The sequence below is a fragment of the Flavobacterium sp. R1_16 genome (genome assembly GCF_057652095.1).
This window is the reverse complement of the sequence record NZ_JBYFCG010000005.1, coordinates 101,901-119,299: the sequence shown is the minus strand read 5'-3', so window position 1 is coordinate 119,299 and position 17,399 is coordinate 101,901. Positions and strand designations below refer to the sequence as shown.

Here is a 17,399-nt window from a genome sequence, read left to right as displayed (position 1 = left end):
CACATGACAAAAAACATCAAAATTTTAATTACAGGAGGAGCAGGTTTTATTGGTTCAAACCTTTGCGAGTATTTTTTATCAAAGAAATATGAAGTTGTTTGTTTAGATAATTTCTCTACTGGGCATAAACACAATTTAGTTGCTTTCTCTAACGATAAAAATTTCAAACTTATAGAAGGTGATATTAGAAATTTATCAGATTGTAAAGAGGCAGTTCTTGGAGTGGATTATGTTTTACACCAAGCAGCTTTAGGTTCTGTACCTAGGTCAATAAATGATCCTATCACTACTAATGATGTTAATGTTTCAGGGTTTTTGAATATGTTGGTAGCTTCACGTGATGCCAAGGTAAAAAGATTCATTTATGCTGCAAGTTCTTCAACTTATGGGGACTCTGAAAGTCTTCCAAAAATTGAAGAGAAAATAGGTAAACCATTATCACCTTACGCAATTACAAAATATGTCAACGAATTGTACGCAGATATTTTCAGTAAAACCTATGGATTAGAAACCATAGGATTACGATATTTTAATGTGTTTGGTAGAAAACAAGATCCAAATGGAGCCTATGCTGCGGTAATTCCAAAATTTGTAATGCAATTCATGGAATATAAAAGTCCAGTGATTAATGGAGATGGTAATTTTTCAAGAGATTTTACATACATTGACAATGTTATTCAAATGAATGAATTAGCAATGACAACAACCAACCCAGAAGCTGTAAACACAGTTTATAACACAGCTTATGGTGATAGAACTACTTTGAATGATTTGATAAAATACCTCAAAGAATACCTTTCAGAATTTGATGCGTCAATTGCAAATATTTCTGTAACTTATGGCCCTAATAGAGCGGGTGATATACCTCATTCCCTAGCTAGTATTGAAAAAGCCAAGAAACTATTGGGATATGAACCCAAATTTTCAATGCAAAGTGGATTAAAAGAGGCTGTAAAATGGTATTGGGAAAATTTAAAATAAATCAATACATAATAATTTAATAAAAATGAAAATAGCTGTTGTAGGTTTAGGATACGTTGGACTACCATTAGCAAGATTGTTTGCAACTAAATATCTCGTTGTAGGATTTGATATTAATCAATCTAGGGTTAATGAATTAAATTCAGGAATCGACAGTACCCTAGAGGTGGAACAAACATTGTTGGAATCTGTTTTATTAAAAAATCCTCAAAATGGTAAAGTAGGATTATTCTGTTCTACTAACATCAATGATATAGAGGATTGTAACTACTATATTATTACAGTTCCAACACCTGTTGATAAGAATAATCGTCCAGATTTAACTCCATTGTACAAATCAAGTGAAACGGTAGGTAAAGTATTAAAAAAAGGAGATGTTGTCATTTATGAATCAACCGTATATCCTGGAGTTACAGAAGATGAATGCGTTCCAGTATTGGAGCGAATGAGCGGATTGAAATTTAATGTTGACTTTTTTGCAGGATATTCTCCTGAGAGAATTAACCCTGGAGATAAACAGCATACTGTAGAAAAGATATTAAAAGTTACTGCGGGTTCAACTAAAGAAATAGGAATTAAGGTTGATAATTTATACAAATCGGTTATTACTGCTGGAACTCATTTGGCTCCAACAATAAAAGTTGCTGAGGCAGCAAAAGTTATTGAAAATTCCCAAAGAGATATCAATATTGCATTTGTTAACGAATTGTCTAAAATATTTAATATCATGGGAATTGATACCCATGATGTTCTCGAAGCAGCCGGAACAAAATGGAATTTTTTACCCTTTAAACCAGGATTAGTAGGTGGACACTGCATAGGAGTTGATCCCTACTATTTGGCACAAAAAGCTCAAGAAATGGGATACCATCCAGAAATAATTTTAGCAGGTCGTAGGTTAAATGATAGCATGGGCGAGTATGTAGCTTCTCAGGTGGTTAAATTAATGATTAAAAAAGATATTGTTGTAAATGGTGCAAAATTATTGATGCTAGGGATTACTTTTAAAGAAAATTGCCCTGATGTGAGAAACACTAAAATTGTGGATGTTATAACTGCTTTAAAGGATTACGGCATAAATGTTTCGGTTTTTGATCCTTGGGCTAGTCCAAGCGAGGTTAAACATGAATATGGTTTGTTTACTACCAATTCATTACCCAACGAAAAGTTTGACGCCATAGTTTTAGGAGTTGCACACAAAGAATTCGCTACAATTAATTTTGAATTAATTAAAAAAGAAAAAGCAATACTCTATGATGTGAAAGGGATTCTGGGAAGTCAGGCAGATGGTAAACTATAGAGATAGCTATATATTAAAATAATAAAAATTACATAGATGAAAATTACTTCTATTTGTTGTATAGGTGCTGGATATGTTGGTGGACCAACAATGGCAATTATTGCACAAAAATGTCCACATATAAAAGTCACTGTAGTTGATTTAAATGCTGAAAGAATCGCAGCTTGGAATGATTCGGATGTAAATAATATTCCAATTTATGAGCCGGGATTGAGTGATTTAGTTGCTGAAGCAAGAGGTAGAAATTTGTTTTTTTCTACCGAAGTTGAAAAAGCAATAGACGAAGCTCAGATGATATTTATTTCTGTAAATACTCCAACCAAAACTTATGGTTTGGGTAAAGGTATGGCTGCAGATTTAAAATACATTGAACTTTGCGCAAGACAAATAGCGAGCGTTGCAAAAGATAATAAAATTGTTGTCGAAAAATCAACTCTTCCAGTGCGAACAGCTGAGGCAGTTAAAAATATTTTAGATAATACAGGTAATGGAGTTCAATTTCAAATTCTTTCAAACCCAGAGTTTCTTGCCGAAGGCACAGCCGTCGATGATTTATTGAATCCAGATAGAGTTTTAATTGGAGGAGATATCAATGGAGGTAATGAAGCAATAGATGCTTTGGTTGAAGTTTATGCTAATTGGGTTCCAAAAGATAGAATCTTGACAACAAATCTTTGGTCTTCAGAACTGTCAAAATTGACTGCTAATGCCTTTTTAGCACAACGTGTTTCTTCAATTAACGCTATGTCAGAACTATGTGAAAAGACAGGAGCAGATGTCAATGAATTATCAAAAGCTATAGGAATGGATTCTAGGATAGGACCAAAATTCCTAAAAGCATCTGTAGGTTTTGGTGGGTCATGTTTTCAAAAAGACATATTAAACCTTGTATACATTGCTAAATCGTATGGTTTAAACAAGGTTGCAGATTATTGGGAACAGGTAGTGATTATGAATGATCATCAGAAGAAAAGATTTGCCAGTACTATTGTACAAACGTTATATAATACTGTTTCTGGCAAGAAAATAGCTTTTTTAGGCTGGGCATTTAAGAAAGACACCAATGACACCAGAGAATCTGCAGCAATAAATGTTGCGGATTACTTACTACATGAACAAGCCAATGTTGCTGTTTATGACCCAAGAGTTAAGGAAAAACAAATTGTAAACGATTTACTTTACCTTAAATCAAGACCTTCAGAAGAAATTAATAAAGCGGTTAGTGTTTTTGATGATCCTTATGAAGTTTGTAAAGGCGCTCACGCAATTGCTATATTGACAGAGTGGGATGAATTTAAAGACTATGATTGGAAAAGAATCTATGATAATATGAAAAAACCGGCCTTTGTTTTTGATGGTAGAAACATTTTAGATGCAAAAGAAATGAAAGCAATTGGTTTCCATTTTAATGCTATAGGAAGGGAAAATTAATGGGTAGTTAACCAAAAGTTATATGTATTACAATTTAATAATTTCAAAGCATGAATTATTATGATAATGTAAAACAAACAGTATTAATTTGATTTTTTAAAAATAACGAGTACTTTTGTTACTCGTTATTTGTGTTTTATGCTTGAAACTTTAATTACATCTAAAACCCGCATAAGAATTTTGGTGAAATTTTTTATAAATGTCGCCAACAATGGTTATTTACGAGGTTTAGCCGAAGAATTAAATGAGTCAACAAATGCTATTAGAAAAGAATTAAATAATTTATTAGAGGCTGGTTATTTAGAAAGAGAGTCAGTCAATAATAAAATTATTTACAGAGCCAATAGTAAACACCCCTTGTTTGGTATTTTGCAGAAAATTATTCGTCAGCATATCGGTATTGATGCAATGGTTGAGATGATTTTGAATCGCATTGGAAATGTTGAAAAAGTAATCATTATAGGGGATTATGCTAACGGAAATGATACAGGTGTTATTGAAGTCATTTTGATTGGAAGCCAACTGAATACAGAATATATCGATCAACTGGCAATTAAAATTGAAGGTGAGATAAAACGGAAAATAAAGTTTTACATAAACGAAGCGCACAACGGTAAAGGATTGGTTATTTATGAAGCAACTTAAATATTATTATTTATGCCTTGGTATGTAATCTATACTAAACCTAGAAATGAAAAAAAAGTAACTGAACGATTACAGCAAATAGGAATTGTTGTATATTGTCCTTTAGTTACACAAATAAAGCAGTGGTCTGATAGAAAAAAGAAAGTTCAAGTACCGCTTTTTAATTCCTATTTATTTGTAAATGTGGATGAAAAGGATAGAGAAAATGTTTTTAAGGTAAATGGTGTAGTTAGGTATTTATTTTGGTTAGGAAAGCCCGCAATTGTTAGAGATGAAGAGATTGATGTTTTGCGGGAAAGCTTAAATAATGTAATGTCTGCTGTTGAGGTTAAAAATATAAAGGCTGGAGATAGTATAAATATCTCTGAAGGTCCTTTCAAAGGGAAAGAGGGATTAGTAAAACATATAAAGAAAAATAGCATACAATTAGTCCTCAAAGAATTAGGAGTGCTGATAACTTTAACAAAATCTGATTTGTTATAAGTGTTTCAAAATGGAGTTATTTAGTTGGTTCTTTAATGGGACTGACGCGGCGAAGCCGTTCAAAAAGCTAAAATACTTTGATAGTGTTTTTCTTTAGAATTAGAAAAATTAGTAGCAATAAAAAGTGTTAATACAATGAAAAAAATAGTAATTACTGGCGGGGCAGGATTTATTGGTTCACATGTGATAAGAAGAATCGTAAAGAAATATTCTGATTATCATGTGTTTAATCTAGATGCATTAACCTATGCTGGAAATTTAGAGAATATTGCCGATATTCAAAATGAATCGAATTATACATTTATAAAGGGCGACATCACTGATGCCGATTTTATTAATGAACTTTTTAGAAAACATCAATTTGATGGAGTGATTCATCTGGCAGCAGAATCACATGTTGACCGTTCTATTACAGACCCATTATCTTTTGTGAAAACGAACGTAATAGGGACCATGAATTTGTTAAATGCTGCAAAGGAAATTTGGAACAACCAGTTTGAAGGAAAACGCTTTTATCATGTGAGTACAGATGAGGTTTATGGAACATTAGGAGCCACTGGCTTATTTACAGAAACCACTCCCTATGCACCAAATTCTCCCTATTCAGCATCTAAAGCGAGTTCAGATCATTTTGTAAGAGCATACGGTGAAACCTATGGTTTGCCTTATGTTATAACCAACTGTTCTAATAATTATGGACCTAATCATTTTCCAGAAAAATTAATACCACTTCTAATTAATAATATTTTAAATAATAAACCATTACCAGTTTACGGAGACGGGAAGTATACACGTGATTGGTTGTTTGTAAAAGACCACGCAGTAGCAATCGATTTGGTATTTCATGAAGGGAAAAATAATGAAACCTATAACATTGGAGGTTTTAATGAATGGCAAAATATCGACTTGGTTAAAGTATTATGCCAAAAAATGGATGAGAAGTTAGGTAAAGAAATTGGGGCATCAGAGAAATTAATTACTTATGTTAAAGATAGACCAGGTCATGATTTACGTTACGCAATTGATGCTAGTAAAATTAATAAAGAGCTAGGTTGGAAACCATCGGTAACGTTCGAACAAGGATTAGATCAAACTATAGATTGGTATTTGGAAAATTCAGAATGGTTAAGTAATGTTACCTCTGGAAATTATCAAAAATACTATGAAAATCAGTATGAGTAGATTACCTCTATCCATTTATAAAGTACTCTTTGCATGAGTTTAAAAGAAGATTTTTCAAAGCCAAAAATTATACAATTCCCTAAAATACAAGATCCTAAAGGAAATTTAACCTTCATGCAGAACCCTGATCAGGTACCTTTTCAAATAAAAAGAACTTTTTGGACTTATGATGTTCCTGGTGGAGAAATTAGAGGTGGACACGCTTATAAGTCTCAACAAGAAATTATTATAGCTTTAAGTGGTAGTTTTGATGTAGTTGTAACCAATTTAGACGGGAAAACGGAACGATATTCATTAAATCGCTCCTATTATGGGCTTTATTTGCCAAATTTAACTTGGCGTCATATGGAAAATTTTTCTACTAATTCTTTGAGTTTACATATTTCAAGTAAAGAATTTACTGAAGAGGATTATGTCAGAGAATTTGAACTTTTACAAGAATTAGCTCAATGATTCCAGTAAAAACTTCAGATTGCAAGTTGTTAATTTTACCCAAAACTGGTGATAGAAATGGACATATCACTGCTATCAACAATAATATAGAAATACCTTTCTCTGTAAGACGTGTTTTTTATCTTTATGACATACAAGGAGGAGATTCTAGAGGTGCTCATGCACATAAAGAATGCCATCAGTTTTTAGTTGCAGCTAGTGGCTCGTTTGAGGTGCTTTTAGATGACGGAATTACACAACAAAAAGTGATTTTAAATTTACCTGATGTTGGACTTCATATACCTCCCGGAATATGGGCATCAGAAATGAACTTTTCTAGCGGGGCAATTTGTTTAGTATTAGCATCCCACGATTTTGATGAAGAGGATTATATAAGAGATTATAGTAATTACCTAAAATGGAAATTAGTTGAATAAAGTAAAACGATACTATTTCCCCTTTTAAATCCGTATGATATCTTTTCTAGATTTACAAAAAATTAATCATCAATACCAACAAGAGCTTAAAATAGCAGCAGCTGAAGTTATTGATTCAGGTTGGTTTTTGTTGGGGAAAAAAAATGAAGATTTTGAGAAAAACTTAGCAAAATATATTGGGACTTCACACGCAATAGGTGTTGGTAATGGATTAGATGCTTTGCGATTAATTTTTAAAGCGTATGTAGAGTTGGGTATTATGTCTGAAGGCGATGAGGTTATCGTTCCTGCTAATACCTATATAGCCTCCATTCTTGCTATCACTGATGCTAAATTACAGCCCATTTTAGTAGAACCTTCTCTTGTATCCTATAATCTAGATTTTGATTTAATTGAAAAAAAAATCACAAAGAAAACCAAAGCTATATTAGTTGTGCACCTTTATGGTCAAGTTTGTTGGGATGATACACTATTGTATTTAGTAAATAAATACAATTTAAAAATTATTGAAGATAATGCTCAAGCTATAGGAGCTGAATACAATTCTATAAAAACAGGAGCTTTGGGAGACGCTTCGGCTTTTAGCTTTTATCCAAGTAAAAATTTAGGAGCTTTAGGCGATGCAGGAGCGGTAACAACTAACGATAATCAATTAGCTGAAATTGTAAGAGCATTAGGGAATTACGGGAGTAAAAAAAAATACATCAATGAATATCAGGGTTTAAATAGCAGATTAGACGAATTACAAGCTGCTTTCTTAGACATAAAATTGAAGTTTTTGGAACATGAAAACGAATACAGAAGAAAACTAGCTTCCCTCTATCTTGAAGGTATAAAAAGCGAATCAATAGTTTTACCGTTTCCAAAAAATACAAATCTTAAGTGTGAAGAAAATAAAGAGCATGTCTGGCATTTGTTTGTGATTCGTCACCCTAAAAGAGATGAGTTGCAAAAGCATCTGACTAACAATGGTATACAAACATTAATTCATTACCCAATTCCTCCAAACAAACAATTAGCATATAAAGCTTTAAATCATTTAGATTTTCCAATTACTGATACTATTCATAGCCAAGTTTTGAGTTTACCATTAAATCCAATATTGTCTGAAAAAGAGGTTGAACAGGTAATAGAAGCTATAAATAATTTTGATTTCTAATTTAAAAACAGACAAATCATGAATCCTTATTTTTACATTTTTGGCACATTATTTTTTACCGTTTACGGTCAAATCGTATTAAAATGGAGGTTGTCGGGTTTGAAAGTAGTTTTGCCTGAAGGTATGTTGGATAAAGTATTTTATTTAACCAAATTAGTATTTGACCCTTTTGTGTTTTCTGGTTTTGCGTCGGCTTTTATCGCTTCTCTTTTTTGGATGGCAGCAATGACTAAATTTGAAATTACTCGGGCTTATCCTTTTATGAGCATAGCTCCAGCATTAGTATTTGTAATAGGAGTTGTATTTTTGGGTGAGACTTTTACTATTGGTAAGGTAGCAGGATTAGTACTTATAATTTTAGGTATATTTATTACTGTAAAGTATTAATTCCATTATTTGATAGTGTAAATTTTATTCAATGAAAAAGACACCACATATTTCAATCGTAAGCCCAGTTTACAGAGCAGAAAGAATACTTGAAAAACTTGTTGATGAAATTCAGAAAGCGATGAGTCAATTAGAAGTTACCTATGAGATTATATTGGTTGATGATAGGAGTCCAGATAATTCTTGGGAAGTAATGAAAAAACTTTCCTCAAAATTTTCAGAAGTAAAGAGTATTAGATTAAGTAGAAATTTTGGACAACATCCAACAATCATAGCGGGTCTTTCAGAAGTAAAGGGAGATTGGATAGTTGTTATGGATTGTGATTTACAAGATCAACCAAAAGAAATAAAAAATCTTTATTCAAAAGCTCTTGAGGGATATGATATTGTTTTAGCGAGAAGAGAAAACCGTCAAGATAATTTTTTTAAAAGACTATCATCAAAAATGTTTTATACTGTTTTCAATTATTTATCTGGTATTGAGATAAATAATGAAGTCGCTAATTTTGGAATCTATAATAGTAAAGTGATTAAATCTATTGATAAAATAAATGATTATATTAAATTTTTCCCTTTGTTTATTAAATGGGTTGGATTTAAATCAACTTCAATTGTTGTAGAACACAGTGAAAGAGAAGATGGTAAGTCTTCATATAATTTGGTAAAATTAATTTCCTTGGCCTTTGACACCATAATTTCATTTTCTGATAAGCCTCTAAAGATATTTACTTTTATTGGACTATCAATCTCTACGATTTCATTTTTTTCAGGTTGTTATTATCTAATCCAAGCACTTACAGGTCAAATAAAAGAACCTGGATTTAGTTCATTAATTATTTCAATATGGTTATTGTCAGGAATAATAATTTCAACAATAGGAATTGTTGGAATTTATTTAGGTAAGACTTTTAATCAAGTAAAAAATAGACCGATTTTTATTATTGATGAGAAATATGAAAATTAATAGACTAGATTGGGATAGTAATTTTTTTGGTTTTGAAGTTGGTGAAACTGAAAATAACTCTGATTTTTCTGAATCTAAAAATTATCATCTAATAGTTTTAAAGCAAAAAAGAAATGAACAAATCGAAATCGATGGATTTATAAAATCTTTTCAAGAAACTAAAGTTGTTTTTAATAAAAAACTAGAAAATAATAGTTTAAAAATTTTCGATAATTCGATAATTGATTTTGATGATGAAGTTGTTGATAAAGAGCTTTTCTATTCTCTAGCTTTTGAAAGTGGAAAATTTAGCCGATTTAAATTGGATTCAAATTTTCCAAAAAATAAGTTTGAATTATTATACACTAAATGGGTGGATAATAGTATAAGTAAAGAGTTTGCAGATAAAATTTTTTATTTTAAAGAAGAGAATGATGTAATAGGTTTTGTCTCAGTGAAAAATAATGATAATTTTTCAACGATTGGTTTGATAGCTGTTTCTGAAAATCATCAAGGTAAAGGAATTGGTAGGAAGTTGCTTTTAAAAGCAGAAGAATATTGTAGTTCTCAAAACATTTTTGAATTAAAAATTCCAACTCAAAAAGAAAATATCCCAGCTTGTAAATTTTATTCTAAAATGGGTTATGGTATTGACGAAGAGGTAGTTATAAAACATTATTGGAAAAAATAAAGTTATTAAAAAAAGGAATTTTAGTTATGTCAATAATTGAAAATAAAAATACTAAAGTATATTTTGAAAATTTAAATACAATACGATTCATAGCTGCAACACTTGTTATTGTTCATCATATTGAGCAATTTAAAGCAATGTTTAATTTAGACAATTTATGGGATAATAAGGTTGTTGGCATGATTGGAAAACTTGGAGTAGTTCTTTTTTTTGTATTAAGTGGGTTTCTGATTTCATATTTGCTTTTTATAGAGAAAGAAGTAACCAATACAATAAGTATTAAAAAATTCTATATTAGAAGAATTTTACGAATTTGGCCTTTGTATTTCTTAATTATTTTATTCGCTTTTTTTATTTTTCCATTTATCGAATTTTTTAGTTGGCCTGAAATAGGAAAAGAAGTAGTATGGGATAATGTATCTTTTAAATTGATTTTATATGTCTTTTTTTTGCCGAATCTCGCTTTAAATATTTATGAAACGATTCCTTATGCTTCTCAAACTTGGTCGATAGGTGCAGAAGAACAATTTTATTTAATTTGGCCAGTTTTAAATAAAAAAATTAAAAGTAAATGGATGTTAATGTTTTCAGTAATATTTATTTATAAAGAGGTATATGTTTTATCTTCCACATAATTTTTATTCTGACGTGTTTAGAGGTTTTTGGAAGAGTACTCCAATAGATTGTATGGCGATTGGTGGTGTTTTCGCATTGATAATTTATGAAAAAGATAAGCCAGTAATAGATAGTTTGCGAAAAATATTATTTAATAAGGTAGTTCAGTATAGTGTAATGTTAATTACAATTTATCTGATTTCTATAGGTTTTAAATTGAATGATTATCACTACGAATTTTATTCAATACTGTTTGGAATATTAATTATAAATTTCGCCTCAAATCCAGATAGAATATTTTCAATGGAATGGAATGTTTTTAGTTATTTAGGGAAAATATCATATGGATTATATATGTTTCATCCTATAATAATAGTGTTGTCAATAAAGATTTGTCAGACATTAGACCTTCAAAGTAATTACATTTTATATCCCCTAGTATTTATTTTAATTATTTTACTTTCATCCTTATCTTATGAATATTTTGAGAAAATATTTATAAATAAAAAAGTTAAATATTCAGATATTATTAGTGGTGATAATGCCAAATAATTTATAAATAATGACATTTATTATCATAAAATAAAAAGATAAATCATTATGATTCCATTTAACAAACCCTATTTAACAGGAAAAGAAACCCATTATATCTATGATGCCGTAAATTCAGGGAAAATTTCTGGTAACGGAAAATATACGCAATTATGTCAAGATTTTTTTGAAAAAAAATATGGTTTCAAAAAAGTATTATTAACTACATCGTGTACAGATGCACTAGAAATGGCTGCTTTGTTAGGGGATATAGAACCTGGAGATGAGGTGATTGTACCCAGCTACACTTTTGTTTCTACTGCGATAGCATTTGTAAGACAGGGAGCAAAAATTGTTTTTGCTGATTCCTATTCAGATAATCCAAATATCGATGCCGATAAAATAGAATCATTAATTACAAAGAAAACTAAAGCAATCATTCCTGTTCATTATGCAGGTGTTGCCTGCGACATGGATAAAATAATGGAGTTGGCTACTAAGTATAACTTGTTGGTTATTGAAGATGCAGCTCAAGCTATAGATAGTTTTTATACTGGAAAAGATGGTGTAAAACGAGCTTTAGGAAGCATAGGACATTTAGCCGCTTTTTCATTTCATGAAACAAAAAATATTATTTCAGGCGAAGGAGGAATGTTAGCTATTAATGACGAAAGATTTATTCATCGAGCTGAAATCATTTGGGAAAAAGGAACAAATAGAGCTGAGTTTTTTAGAGGAGAAGTAAATAAATATGGTTGGGTTGATACAGGTTCGTCTTTTTTACCATCTGAAGTTATTGCAGCTTTTTTATGGGCACAAATTGAGAACTTAGACGATATACAGAATAAAAGAAAGCTTCTTTGGGAAAATTATTTTAATGGTTTTAGTGGAATAAATATTAATAATTTTAGATTACCAAATACTCCAAATTATGCAACCAATAATGCTCATATGTTTTATATTGTTTGTAAAGACATTAATTATAGATCTACTTTAATTAATAAGTTGAAAGAAAATGGTTTTCATGCAGTATTTCATTATTTATCCTTGCATTCGAGTGATTTTTATAAAGATAAGCATGATGATAGAATTCTGCCTAATTCAGATCGTTTTTCTGATTGTTTAGTTAGGTTGCCAATGTTTTATGAATTAGATTTTAAAAGTATAGAAAGTATAATCAACCTTATTAAAAGTATTAATTAGAAATTAAAAGAATAGCTAATGATAAAATTTAAAAACAGAATCAGTTGTTTTACAATATTAAGTTGTGCAGTTACTACTGCAATTATTTTTATACTTTTTTTAAGTGTAAATACTTTTTATTGGGCTGATGATTATAGTTTCATCCTAAATGTTAATAAAAACGGTTTGATACGTAATTGTATATTAGGATATTATAATTGGGATGGTCGTTTTTTGACTTTAGGGGCGCTGATTCAAGGATTTATAATTCAAAATTTCCCAATTGAGTTTGTTACTCTTTTTTGGTCAATGCTTTTTCTAAGCAGTGGATTTTTGATGTACAAAATTATTTCGTATGAGGTTAAATTAGAAAAGATAGATGTAAAAAATCAATTTTTGATAGGAGCTATCTTAAGTATAATTTTATGGCTAGGATCTTACAGTCATATATCGGAGACAATATACTGGGCAACAGGCGGTGTTTATACATTTAATTTGTTTCTAGGTATAATTTGGATAATTGTATTTAATAAGATTCAAGTATATGAGATAAGTCTATTTCAGAAACTATTTTATTTAATTTTTACTTTTTTTGTTGGAGCCAGTACACAGAACTTAGCTATTGCATTGTTAACACTAATAGTATTAACTGTTGTAATAGATATTTTAAGCCAGACCAATAAGAAAACATATTTTAATGTTCTATTATTTGCCATATTGACGGCTGGTTTGATTTTCATTATTGTTGCACCGGGTAATTTTGTTAGAATTACAAAAACTTCTCATGGTCATTTTGATTTTTCATTAATGTGGTTTGTCAAAAATTACTATATGGTGTTAGTTAGATATATAAAACTAATATTTCCATTAATGACCTTATCTATAATAGGAGTAACAGGTTCTCTTTTTATTTTGTTTCCAAACAAATCCTTACGGTTAATTAATAACCAGGTTGTTACTAATTATCGAGTGCGATTTATTTATCTTTTAACCAACTATAAGTGGTTAATTATAGCACTTTCTACAATCACTCCTTTTGTAGTGTCAAAGAATCTAGCATCACCTAGAACAGCTATTTATTTTATGTGCTTCATTGTCATTTTCTTTTTCACAGTCATTTTTAAATTTTATAAGTTAAACAGTGAACAATGTATTGATGCATCAAAGGATAAAATGAAAAAGAAAATTTCTTGTATTTTATTCCTATTAATAATAGCTTCAAGTTTGTCATTTACTATATATAATTTTAGAAAAGGATTGCTTTTAAAAGAGGCTATAGTGAATAGAGAAAAGAAATTAGTAGGAGCAAAAAACAAGATAGTTGAAATTGAGTTAATTGATCCTTCACTTTCTAGCTATTGCTATAAATTTACCGATATGAGTTTAATTAATTCAGATAAGTATAATTGGATTAGAGAATCTCAAGAACATTATTTTGGCGTAAAAAGGATTATTGTAAAAGAATAGTTTATATTATGTTTTCTATAGTATTGATTTTTATTACGCTTTTTTTTATTGCATTTATAGTGATGCATTTTCAAATTTTTAATTTTAAAAGTAGATTTGTAACTGCTATAATAAATGTTTTACTATTAGTTGGTGTTTATGCATTAATAATTACATCGTTTAAATCTATTTTCTTGGTTCCAATTCTCGGAATTATAATTATTGGATTGTATCTAAGAAAAAACACTTTGAATTTTAATTTTTCCTATTGGAAAAGTACTTTAGTGATTACTAGTTTTGTTAGTTTAATTTTTTTAGTACTTTTTTTTAGAAAGGATGTATTACTAATTCCTAGTGAAGATTATTTGTTCTGGATTAGAGTAGGATTATTCAATCAAAGGTTTGGGGTCGAGAATATTAATGTTTTTTATAATTTAATAGATTCATCATATAAAGGAGCCGATTTATATCATCATTTTGAGTTTTGGCTGATGAATTTTGGAAGTTTACTAAATAGGCAAAATGCATCTCTTAATCTTTTCTTTTTTTCATATCCATTAGGAATAATAATTTGTTGTGAGGGAATTAGAGAATTAATAATAAGTTTCTACCCAGAGTTTTCAAATAAATTTGTTTTGATTCATAGTTCAATTTTCTTTTTAATTATGGGTTTTTTATTTTTTATGCAACCTTGGGATACGTTTAATTATTATTTAGGAATAAATAATCTGCCTATTTCTGGTATGGGATCTATTTGGAGAGGACTAAAAATGATTTATGTGTTAAACATAGTTATAGCATTATTTTTATACCTCAAAACCACAAACTTTGATACATTTATAACATTATTATTAGTTTCATTTTTTTATATCCCAGTTCTTCCAATAGTAATCCTTACGGTATTCATATGGATGTTTTACATGCATTTTTATGTATTTAGGATGACCTATAGTAATTTTTTTATTTTAATATATTTTTCATTAGGTACGGTACTTTTTTATCTTTTTTTTGGAAATCATGGAGGGACTACAGTTTCAAATTTTTCATTCATGGAATGGCTTAACATTGATGTTTGGGTAAAGTACATGCCGGCCATTTTAATGAAGGTCCTTTTTATACCTATATTTGGATTTTTTCCGTTTTTTCTTTTAATCTTAAAAAGAAGAAAGTATATACTTTCTTTAAAAACAACTCTTTTTATAACATTGCTTTATATTATTTGTATTAGTGTTTGGTGTTTATTTGTAAATAATGTAGACGCAAATCAGGCTTTTCTACTTCTCTTTGGAGGTATAATTCCTGCAGTGATATTATTTTCAACATGGAATTTAATTTTTATTAAAAGGAAATTAGTCATGGGTTTTTTTTTAATTGCTTTATATCTTATACCAGGTGTTATTGATGCAATGAATTTTAATAGTCCTATTAAAAGAGATTCTGCATCCACTATACAATTTATAAATCAACTTAATTCTAAACGCTTATTATATTTGCCGGAAAAAGCTGAATTAAATAGCATTTACGATTTTAATGAAAAGGTTTATACTGGAGTAAATCAATTTATACTTTACAACACAAGTATTGATTTAATCTCAGTTTCGGCTTCATTTAAAGGTAATAATATAGGCATGAATGCTTCGACTTTAAGAATGTATAATTTTTATAAACAGAACTCACCTTATTATAAGCAATGTGGATATGTTGAATTTTCATCACAATGTTTTGTCAATTTTTTAAAAAAATCCAACATAGATATTATATGTACAAGAAATAAAGATTTAAATATAAAGGGTTGGTCTAAAAGTTTTGAAAATTTAGATTACTCTTTTTACGAATTAAATTAATTAAGGTGTATATGTTATTAAAAGTCTAAAAATATAGAATGATAAAAACTTTAATGTGATGAGTTCAAAACATAAAATTGTATTACTTTTAACGGCAAGTATCAATCCAAAAGATGCGCCTGAAGTTGCTATACCCGATTCAAGAGAGAGGGAAAAGCAGTATTTAAATGCCCTAAAGTATTACTCATCTTTTGATTATCCAATTGTTTTTATTGATAGTAGTAATACCGTATCAAATTCAATTATGTACATTGGAAATAAAGTAGAAAATTTTGAGTATCATACATTTTCTTCTATTAATAGTTATTTAGGTAAAGGACATGGAGAAAAAGAAATTTTGGATTATGCTTTTCAAAAATCTGAATTATTAGCGAACACCAAACATGTAATTAAAATAAATGGTAGATATTGTATTGATAACATTGATAAAATTATCGAAAAAGTAAAGCTTTCAAATGCAGATATACACGTAAATTTTGGCTTAAACTTAAGTAGATGTGATAGTAGATTAATAATTTTCAAACCAGATTTTTATATGCATTATTTCAAACCAACTCTTGAAAAATATTTAGATGAACCCTCTAAAATGTTTTTTGAGAATGTTTTGTCAAGAAGTGTTCATTTATTAATGGTTGAGGGTGGAATTTATGAACCATGGCCTATGTATCCATATTATAAGGGCATAAATGGGGCAAATGGCAACAAGGTAGATTTTAAATTTGTAAAAAGACTAAGATACACATTGTTTTATAGATTAAAAATTTGGTTTTTAAAACAAATGGTTTAGTCAGCAATATTTTAATTTAATAAATAGAAAGTTATATTTGAAAATAAAATAAATAATTTGATGGGAAACAATCAACAAAAATGGACTGAAGTAATTAGCTCAGACACTTCAATTTTTAAATTAAATCTTTCAGAGGTATGGAGGTATAAAGATCTTTTATTTATGTTTGTTAAGAGAGATTTTGTTACATTTTACAAACAAACTGTTTTGGGGCCTTTGTGGTTTATTATTCAACCCTTACTTACAACATTAATGTTTGTTGTTATTTTTGGGAATTTAGCAAATTTATCTACAGATAATTCTCCTAAAGTTGTATTTTATTTAGCTGGAGTTTCTATTTGGGCGTATTTTTCCGAGACACTTACTAAAACAGCAAGCGTTTTCACCAATAACGCAAGTATTTTTGGGAAAGTCTATTTTCCTAGACTAATTATGCCTCTTTCATTAGTAGTTTCGGGGCTAATAAAATTCGGGGTACAATTTTCTATTTTTGTTGCAGTTTTATTGTATTATTTTTTCACGAAGGATAATGTAAATCCTAATGTATATGTTTTGTTAACCCCTATTCTACTTTTTTTAATGGGGATTTTAGCTTTAGGATTTGGTATGATTATTTCTTCTATGACAACAAAATATAAGGATTTAACGTATTTAATTTCATTTGGAATACAATTGTTTATGTATGCAACTCCAGTAGTTTATCCATTATCTTCAATACCTGATAAATATAAATTCCTTTTACTATTAAATCCTTTAACAGCTATTTTTGAATGTTTTCGATATGCTTTTTTAGGAACTGGCAGTTTTGAATTTTCAACCTTAGGTTACAGTGCATTAGTATCAATTATAATATTGTTTTTAGGTATAGTAATTTTTAACAAGGTAGAAAAGAATTTTATTGATACCGTTTAATTTTTTAAATA

The 17,399-nt window shown here is 29.3% G+C and carries 19 protein-coding genes; all 19 read left to right on the top strand.

The window, feature by feature from the left end:
- The first annotated feature begins 3 nt into the window (after positions 1-3).
- A complete protein-coding gene (locus tag AC23L6_RS09660) occupies positions 4-981 on the top strand; it encodes an SDR family oxidoreductase (RefSeq protein ID WP_487561970.1) in 978 nt (325 codons plus the stop codon).
- Between the two features lie 25 nt (positions 982-1,006).
- Positions 1,007-2,281, top strand: coding sequence for a nucleotide sugar dehydrogenase (locus tag AC23L6_RS09655; RefSeq protein WP_487561969.1), 1,275 nt, complete (start codon positions 1,007-1,009; stop codon positions 2,279-2,281).
- Positions 2,282-2,317: 36 nt separating this feature from the next.
- Positions 2,318-3,712, top strand: coding sequence for a UDP-glucose 6-dehydrogenase (locus tag AC23L6_RS09650; RefSeq protein ID WP_487561968.1), 1,395 nt, complete (start codon positions 2,318-2,320; stop codon positions 3,710-3,712).
- A gap of 183 nt (positions 3,713-3,895) precedes the next feature.
- Positions 3,896-4,357: a winged helix-turn-helix domain-containing protein gene (locus tag AC23L6_RS09645; RefSeq protein WP_487561967.1), complete on the top strand. Its 462-nt coding sequence runs from the start codon at positions 3,896-3,898 to the stop codon at positions 4,355-4,357.
- Between the two features lie 12 nt (positions 4,358-4,369).
- Positions 4,370-4,840, top strand: coding sequence for a UpxY family transcription antiterminator (locus AC23L6_RS09640; RefSeq protein ID WP_487561966.1), 471 nt, complete (start codon positions 4,370-4,372; stop codon positions 4,838-4,840).
- A 135-nt stretch (positions 4,841-4,975) separates the two neighbouring features.
- Positions 4,976-6,022 carry a dTDP-glucose 4,6-dehydratase gene (gene rfbB, locus AC23L6_RS09635; protein ID WP_487561965.1) on the top strand — a complete coding sequence of 349 codons (1,047 nt, stop codon included), beginning with the start codon at positions 4,976-4,978 and terminating at the stop codon, positions 6,020-6,022.
- A 33-nt stretch (positions 6,023-6,055) separates the two neighbouring features.
- Positions 6,056-6,475, top strand: coding sequence for a sugar 3,4-ketoisomerase (locus tag AC23L6_RS09630; RefSeq protein ID WP_487561964.1), 420 nt, complete (start codon positions 6,056-6,058; stop codon positions 6,473-6,475).
- Positions 6,472-6,891 (top strand): sugar 3,4-ketoisomerase, encoded by a 420-nt coding sequence (locus AC23L6_RS09625; protein WP_487561963.1) that lies wholly within the window; start codon positions 6,472-6,474, stop codon positions 6,889-6,891. Before AC23L6_RS09630 ends, AC23L6_RS09625 begins: the two co-directional genes overlap by 4 nt.
- 34 nt (positions 6,892-6,925) lie before the next feature.
- Positions 6,926-8,050, top strand: a complete 1,125-nt coding sequence (locus AC23L6_RS09620; RefSeq protein WP_487561962.1) for a DegT/DnrJ/EryC1/StrS family aminotransferase — start codon at positions 6,926-6,928, stop codon at positions 8,048-8,050.
- 18 nt (positions 8,051-8,068) lie between these two features.
- Positions 8,069-8,437, top strand: coding sequence for an EamA family transporter (locus AC23L6_RS09615; protein ID WP_487561961.1), 369 nt, complete (start codon positions 8,069-8,071; stop codon positions 8,435-8,437).
- Positions 8,438-8,468: 31 nt separating this feature from the next.
- Positions 8,469-9,401, top strand: a complete 933-nt coding sequence (locus AC23L6_RS09610; RefSeq protein ID WP_487561960.1) for a glycosyltransferase family 2 protein — start codon at positions 8,469-8,471, stop codon at positions 9,399-9,401.
- A complete protein-coding gene (locus AC23L6_RS09605; protein WP_487561959.1) occupies positions 9,391-10,071 on the top strand; it encodes a GNAT family N-acetyltransferase in 681 nt (226 codons plus the stop codon). Before AC23L6_RS09610 ends, AC23L6_RS09605 begins: the two co-directional genes overlap by 11 nt.
- Before the next feature lie 26 nt (positions 10,072-10,097).
- Complete coding sequence (locus tag AC23L6_RS09600; RefSeq protein ID WP_487561958.1) at positions 10,098-10,706, top strand: acyltransferase family protein; 609 nt, start codon at positions 10,098-10,100, stop codon at positions 10,704-10,706.
- Positions 10,687-11,238 (top strand): acyltransferase family protein, encoded by a 552-nt coding sequence (locus tag AC23L6_RS09595; RefSeq protein ID WP_487561957.1) that lies wholly within the window; start codon positions 10,687-10,689, stop codon positions 11,236-11,238. The genes AC23L6_RS09600 and AC23L6_RS09595 overlap by 20 nt, the downstream gene beginning before the upstream one ends.
- Positions 11,239-11,286: 48 nt before the next feature.
- The gene (rffA, locus tag AC23L6_RS09590) at positions 11,287-12,420 is read left to right on the top strand and encodes a dTDP-4-amino-4,6-dideoxygalactose transaminase (RefSeq protein ID WP_487561956.1); all 1,134 of its coding nucleotides are present in this window, start codon (positions 11,287-11,289) and stop codon (positions 12,418-12,420) included.
- Between the two features lie 18 nt (positions 12,421-12,438).
- Positions 12,439-13,866 (top strand): DUF6056 family protein, encoded by a 1,428-nt coding sequence (locus AC23L6_RS09585; protein ID WP_487561955.1) that lies wholly within the window; start codon positions 12,439-12,441, stop codon positions 13,864-13,866.
- A 227-nt stretch (positions 13,867-14,093) separates the two neighbouring features.
- The gene (locus tag AC23L6_RS09580; RefSeq protein ID WP_487561954.1) at positions 14,094-15,689 is read left to right on the top strand and encodes a hypothetical protein; all 1,596 of its coding nucleotides are present in this window, start codon (positions 14,094-14,096) and stop codon (positions 15,687-15,689) included.
- Between the two features lie 58 nt (positions 15,690-15,747).
- Entirely contained in the window at positions 15,748-16,476 is a 729-nt protein-coding gene (locus AC23L6_RS09575) for a hypothetical protein (RefSeq protein ID WP_487561953.1), read from the top strand.
- Positions 16,477-16,536: 60 nt separating this feature from the next.
- Positions 16,537-17,388 carry an ABC transporter permease gene (locus AC23L6_RS09570; RefSeq protein ID WP_487561952.1) on the top strand — a complete coding sequence of 284 codons (852 nt, stop codon included), beginning with the start codon at positions 16,537-16,539 and terminating at the stop codon, positions 17,386-17,388.
- The last annotated feature ends 11 nt before the right edge of the window (positions 17,389-17,399 follow it).

Bases quoted from the DNA above. Each gene is read 5' to 3' on its own strand.
- AC23L6_RS09660 (WP_487561970.1), top strand. From the start codon at position 4: ATGACAAAAAACATCAAAATTTTAATTACAGGAGGAGCAGGTTTTATT.
- AC23L6_RS09655 (WP_487561969.1), top strand. From the start codon at position 1,007: ATGAAAATAGCTGTTGTAGGTTTAGGATACGTTGGACTACCATTAGCA.
- AC23L6_RS09650 (WP_487561968.1), top strand. From the start codon at position 2,318: ATGAAAATTACTTCTATTTGTTGTATAGGTGCTGGATATGTTGGTGGA.
- AC23L6_RS09640 (WP_487561966.1), top strand. From the start codon at position 4,370: ATGCCTTGGTATGTAATCTATACTAAACCTAGAAATGAAAAAAAAGTA.
- rfbB (WP_487561965.1), top strand. From the start codon at position 4,976: ATGAAAAAAATAGTAATTACTGGCGGGGCAGGATTTATTGGTTCACAT.
- AC23L6_RS09630 (WP_487561964.1), top strand. From the start codon at position 6,056: ATGAGTTTAAAAGAAGATTTTTCAAAGCCAAAAATTATACAATTCCCT.
- AC23L6_RS09625 (WP_487561963.1), top strand. From the start codon at position 6,472: ATGATTCCAGTAAAAACTTCAGATTGCAAGTTGTTAATTTTACCCAAA.
- AC23L6_RS09620 (WP_487561962.1), top strand. From the start codon at position 6,926: ATGATATCTTTTCTAGATTTACAAAAAATTAATCATCAATACCAACAA.
- AC23L6_RS09615 (WP_487561961.1), top strand. From the start codon at position 8,069: ATGAATCCTTATTTTTACATTTTTGGCACATTATTTTTTACCGTTTAC.
- AC23L6_RS09610 (WP_487561960.1), top strand. From the start codon at position 8,469: ATGAAAAAGACACCACATATTTCAATCGTAAGCCCAGTTTACAGAGCA.
- AC23L6_RS09605 (WP_487561959.1), top strand. From the start codon at position 9,391: ATGAAAATTAATAGACTAGATTGGGATAGTAATTTTTTTGGTTTTGAA.
- AC23L6_RS09600 (WP_487561958.1), top strand. From the start codon at position 10,098: ATGTCAATAATTGAAAATAAAAATACTAAAGTATATTTTGAAAATTTA.
- AC23L6_RS09595 (WP_487561957.1), top strand. From the start codon at position 10,687: ATGTTTTATCTTCCACATAATTTTTATTCTGACGTGTTTAGAGGTTTT.
- rffA (WP_487561956.1), top strand. From the start codon at position 11,287: ATGATTCCATTTAACAAACCCTATTTAACAGGAAAAGAAACCCATTAT.
- AC23L6_RS09585 (WP_487561955.1), top strand. From the start codon at position 12,439: ATGATAAAATTTAAAAACAGAATCAGTTGTTTTACAATATTAAGTTGT.
- AC23L6_RS09575 (WP_487561953.1), top strand. From the start codon at position 15,748: ATGAGTTCAAAACATAAAATTGTATTACTTTTAACGGCAAGTATCAAT.
- AC23L6_RS09570 (WP_487561952.1), top strand. From the start codon at position 16,537: ATGGGAAACAATCAACAAAAATGGACTGAAGTAATTAGCTCAGACACT.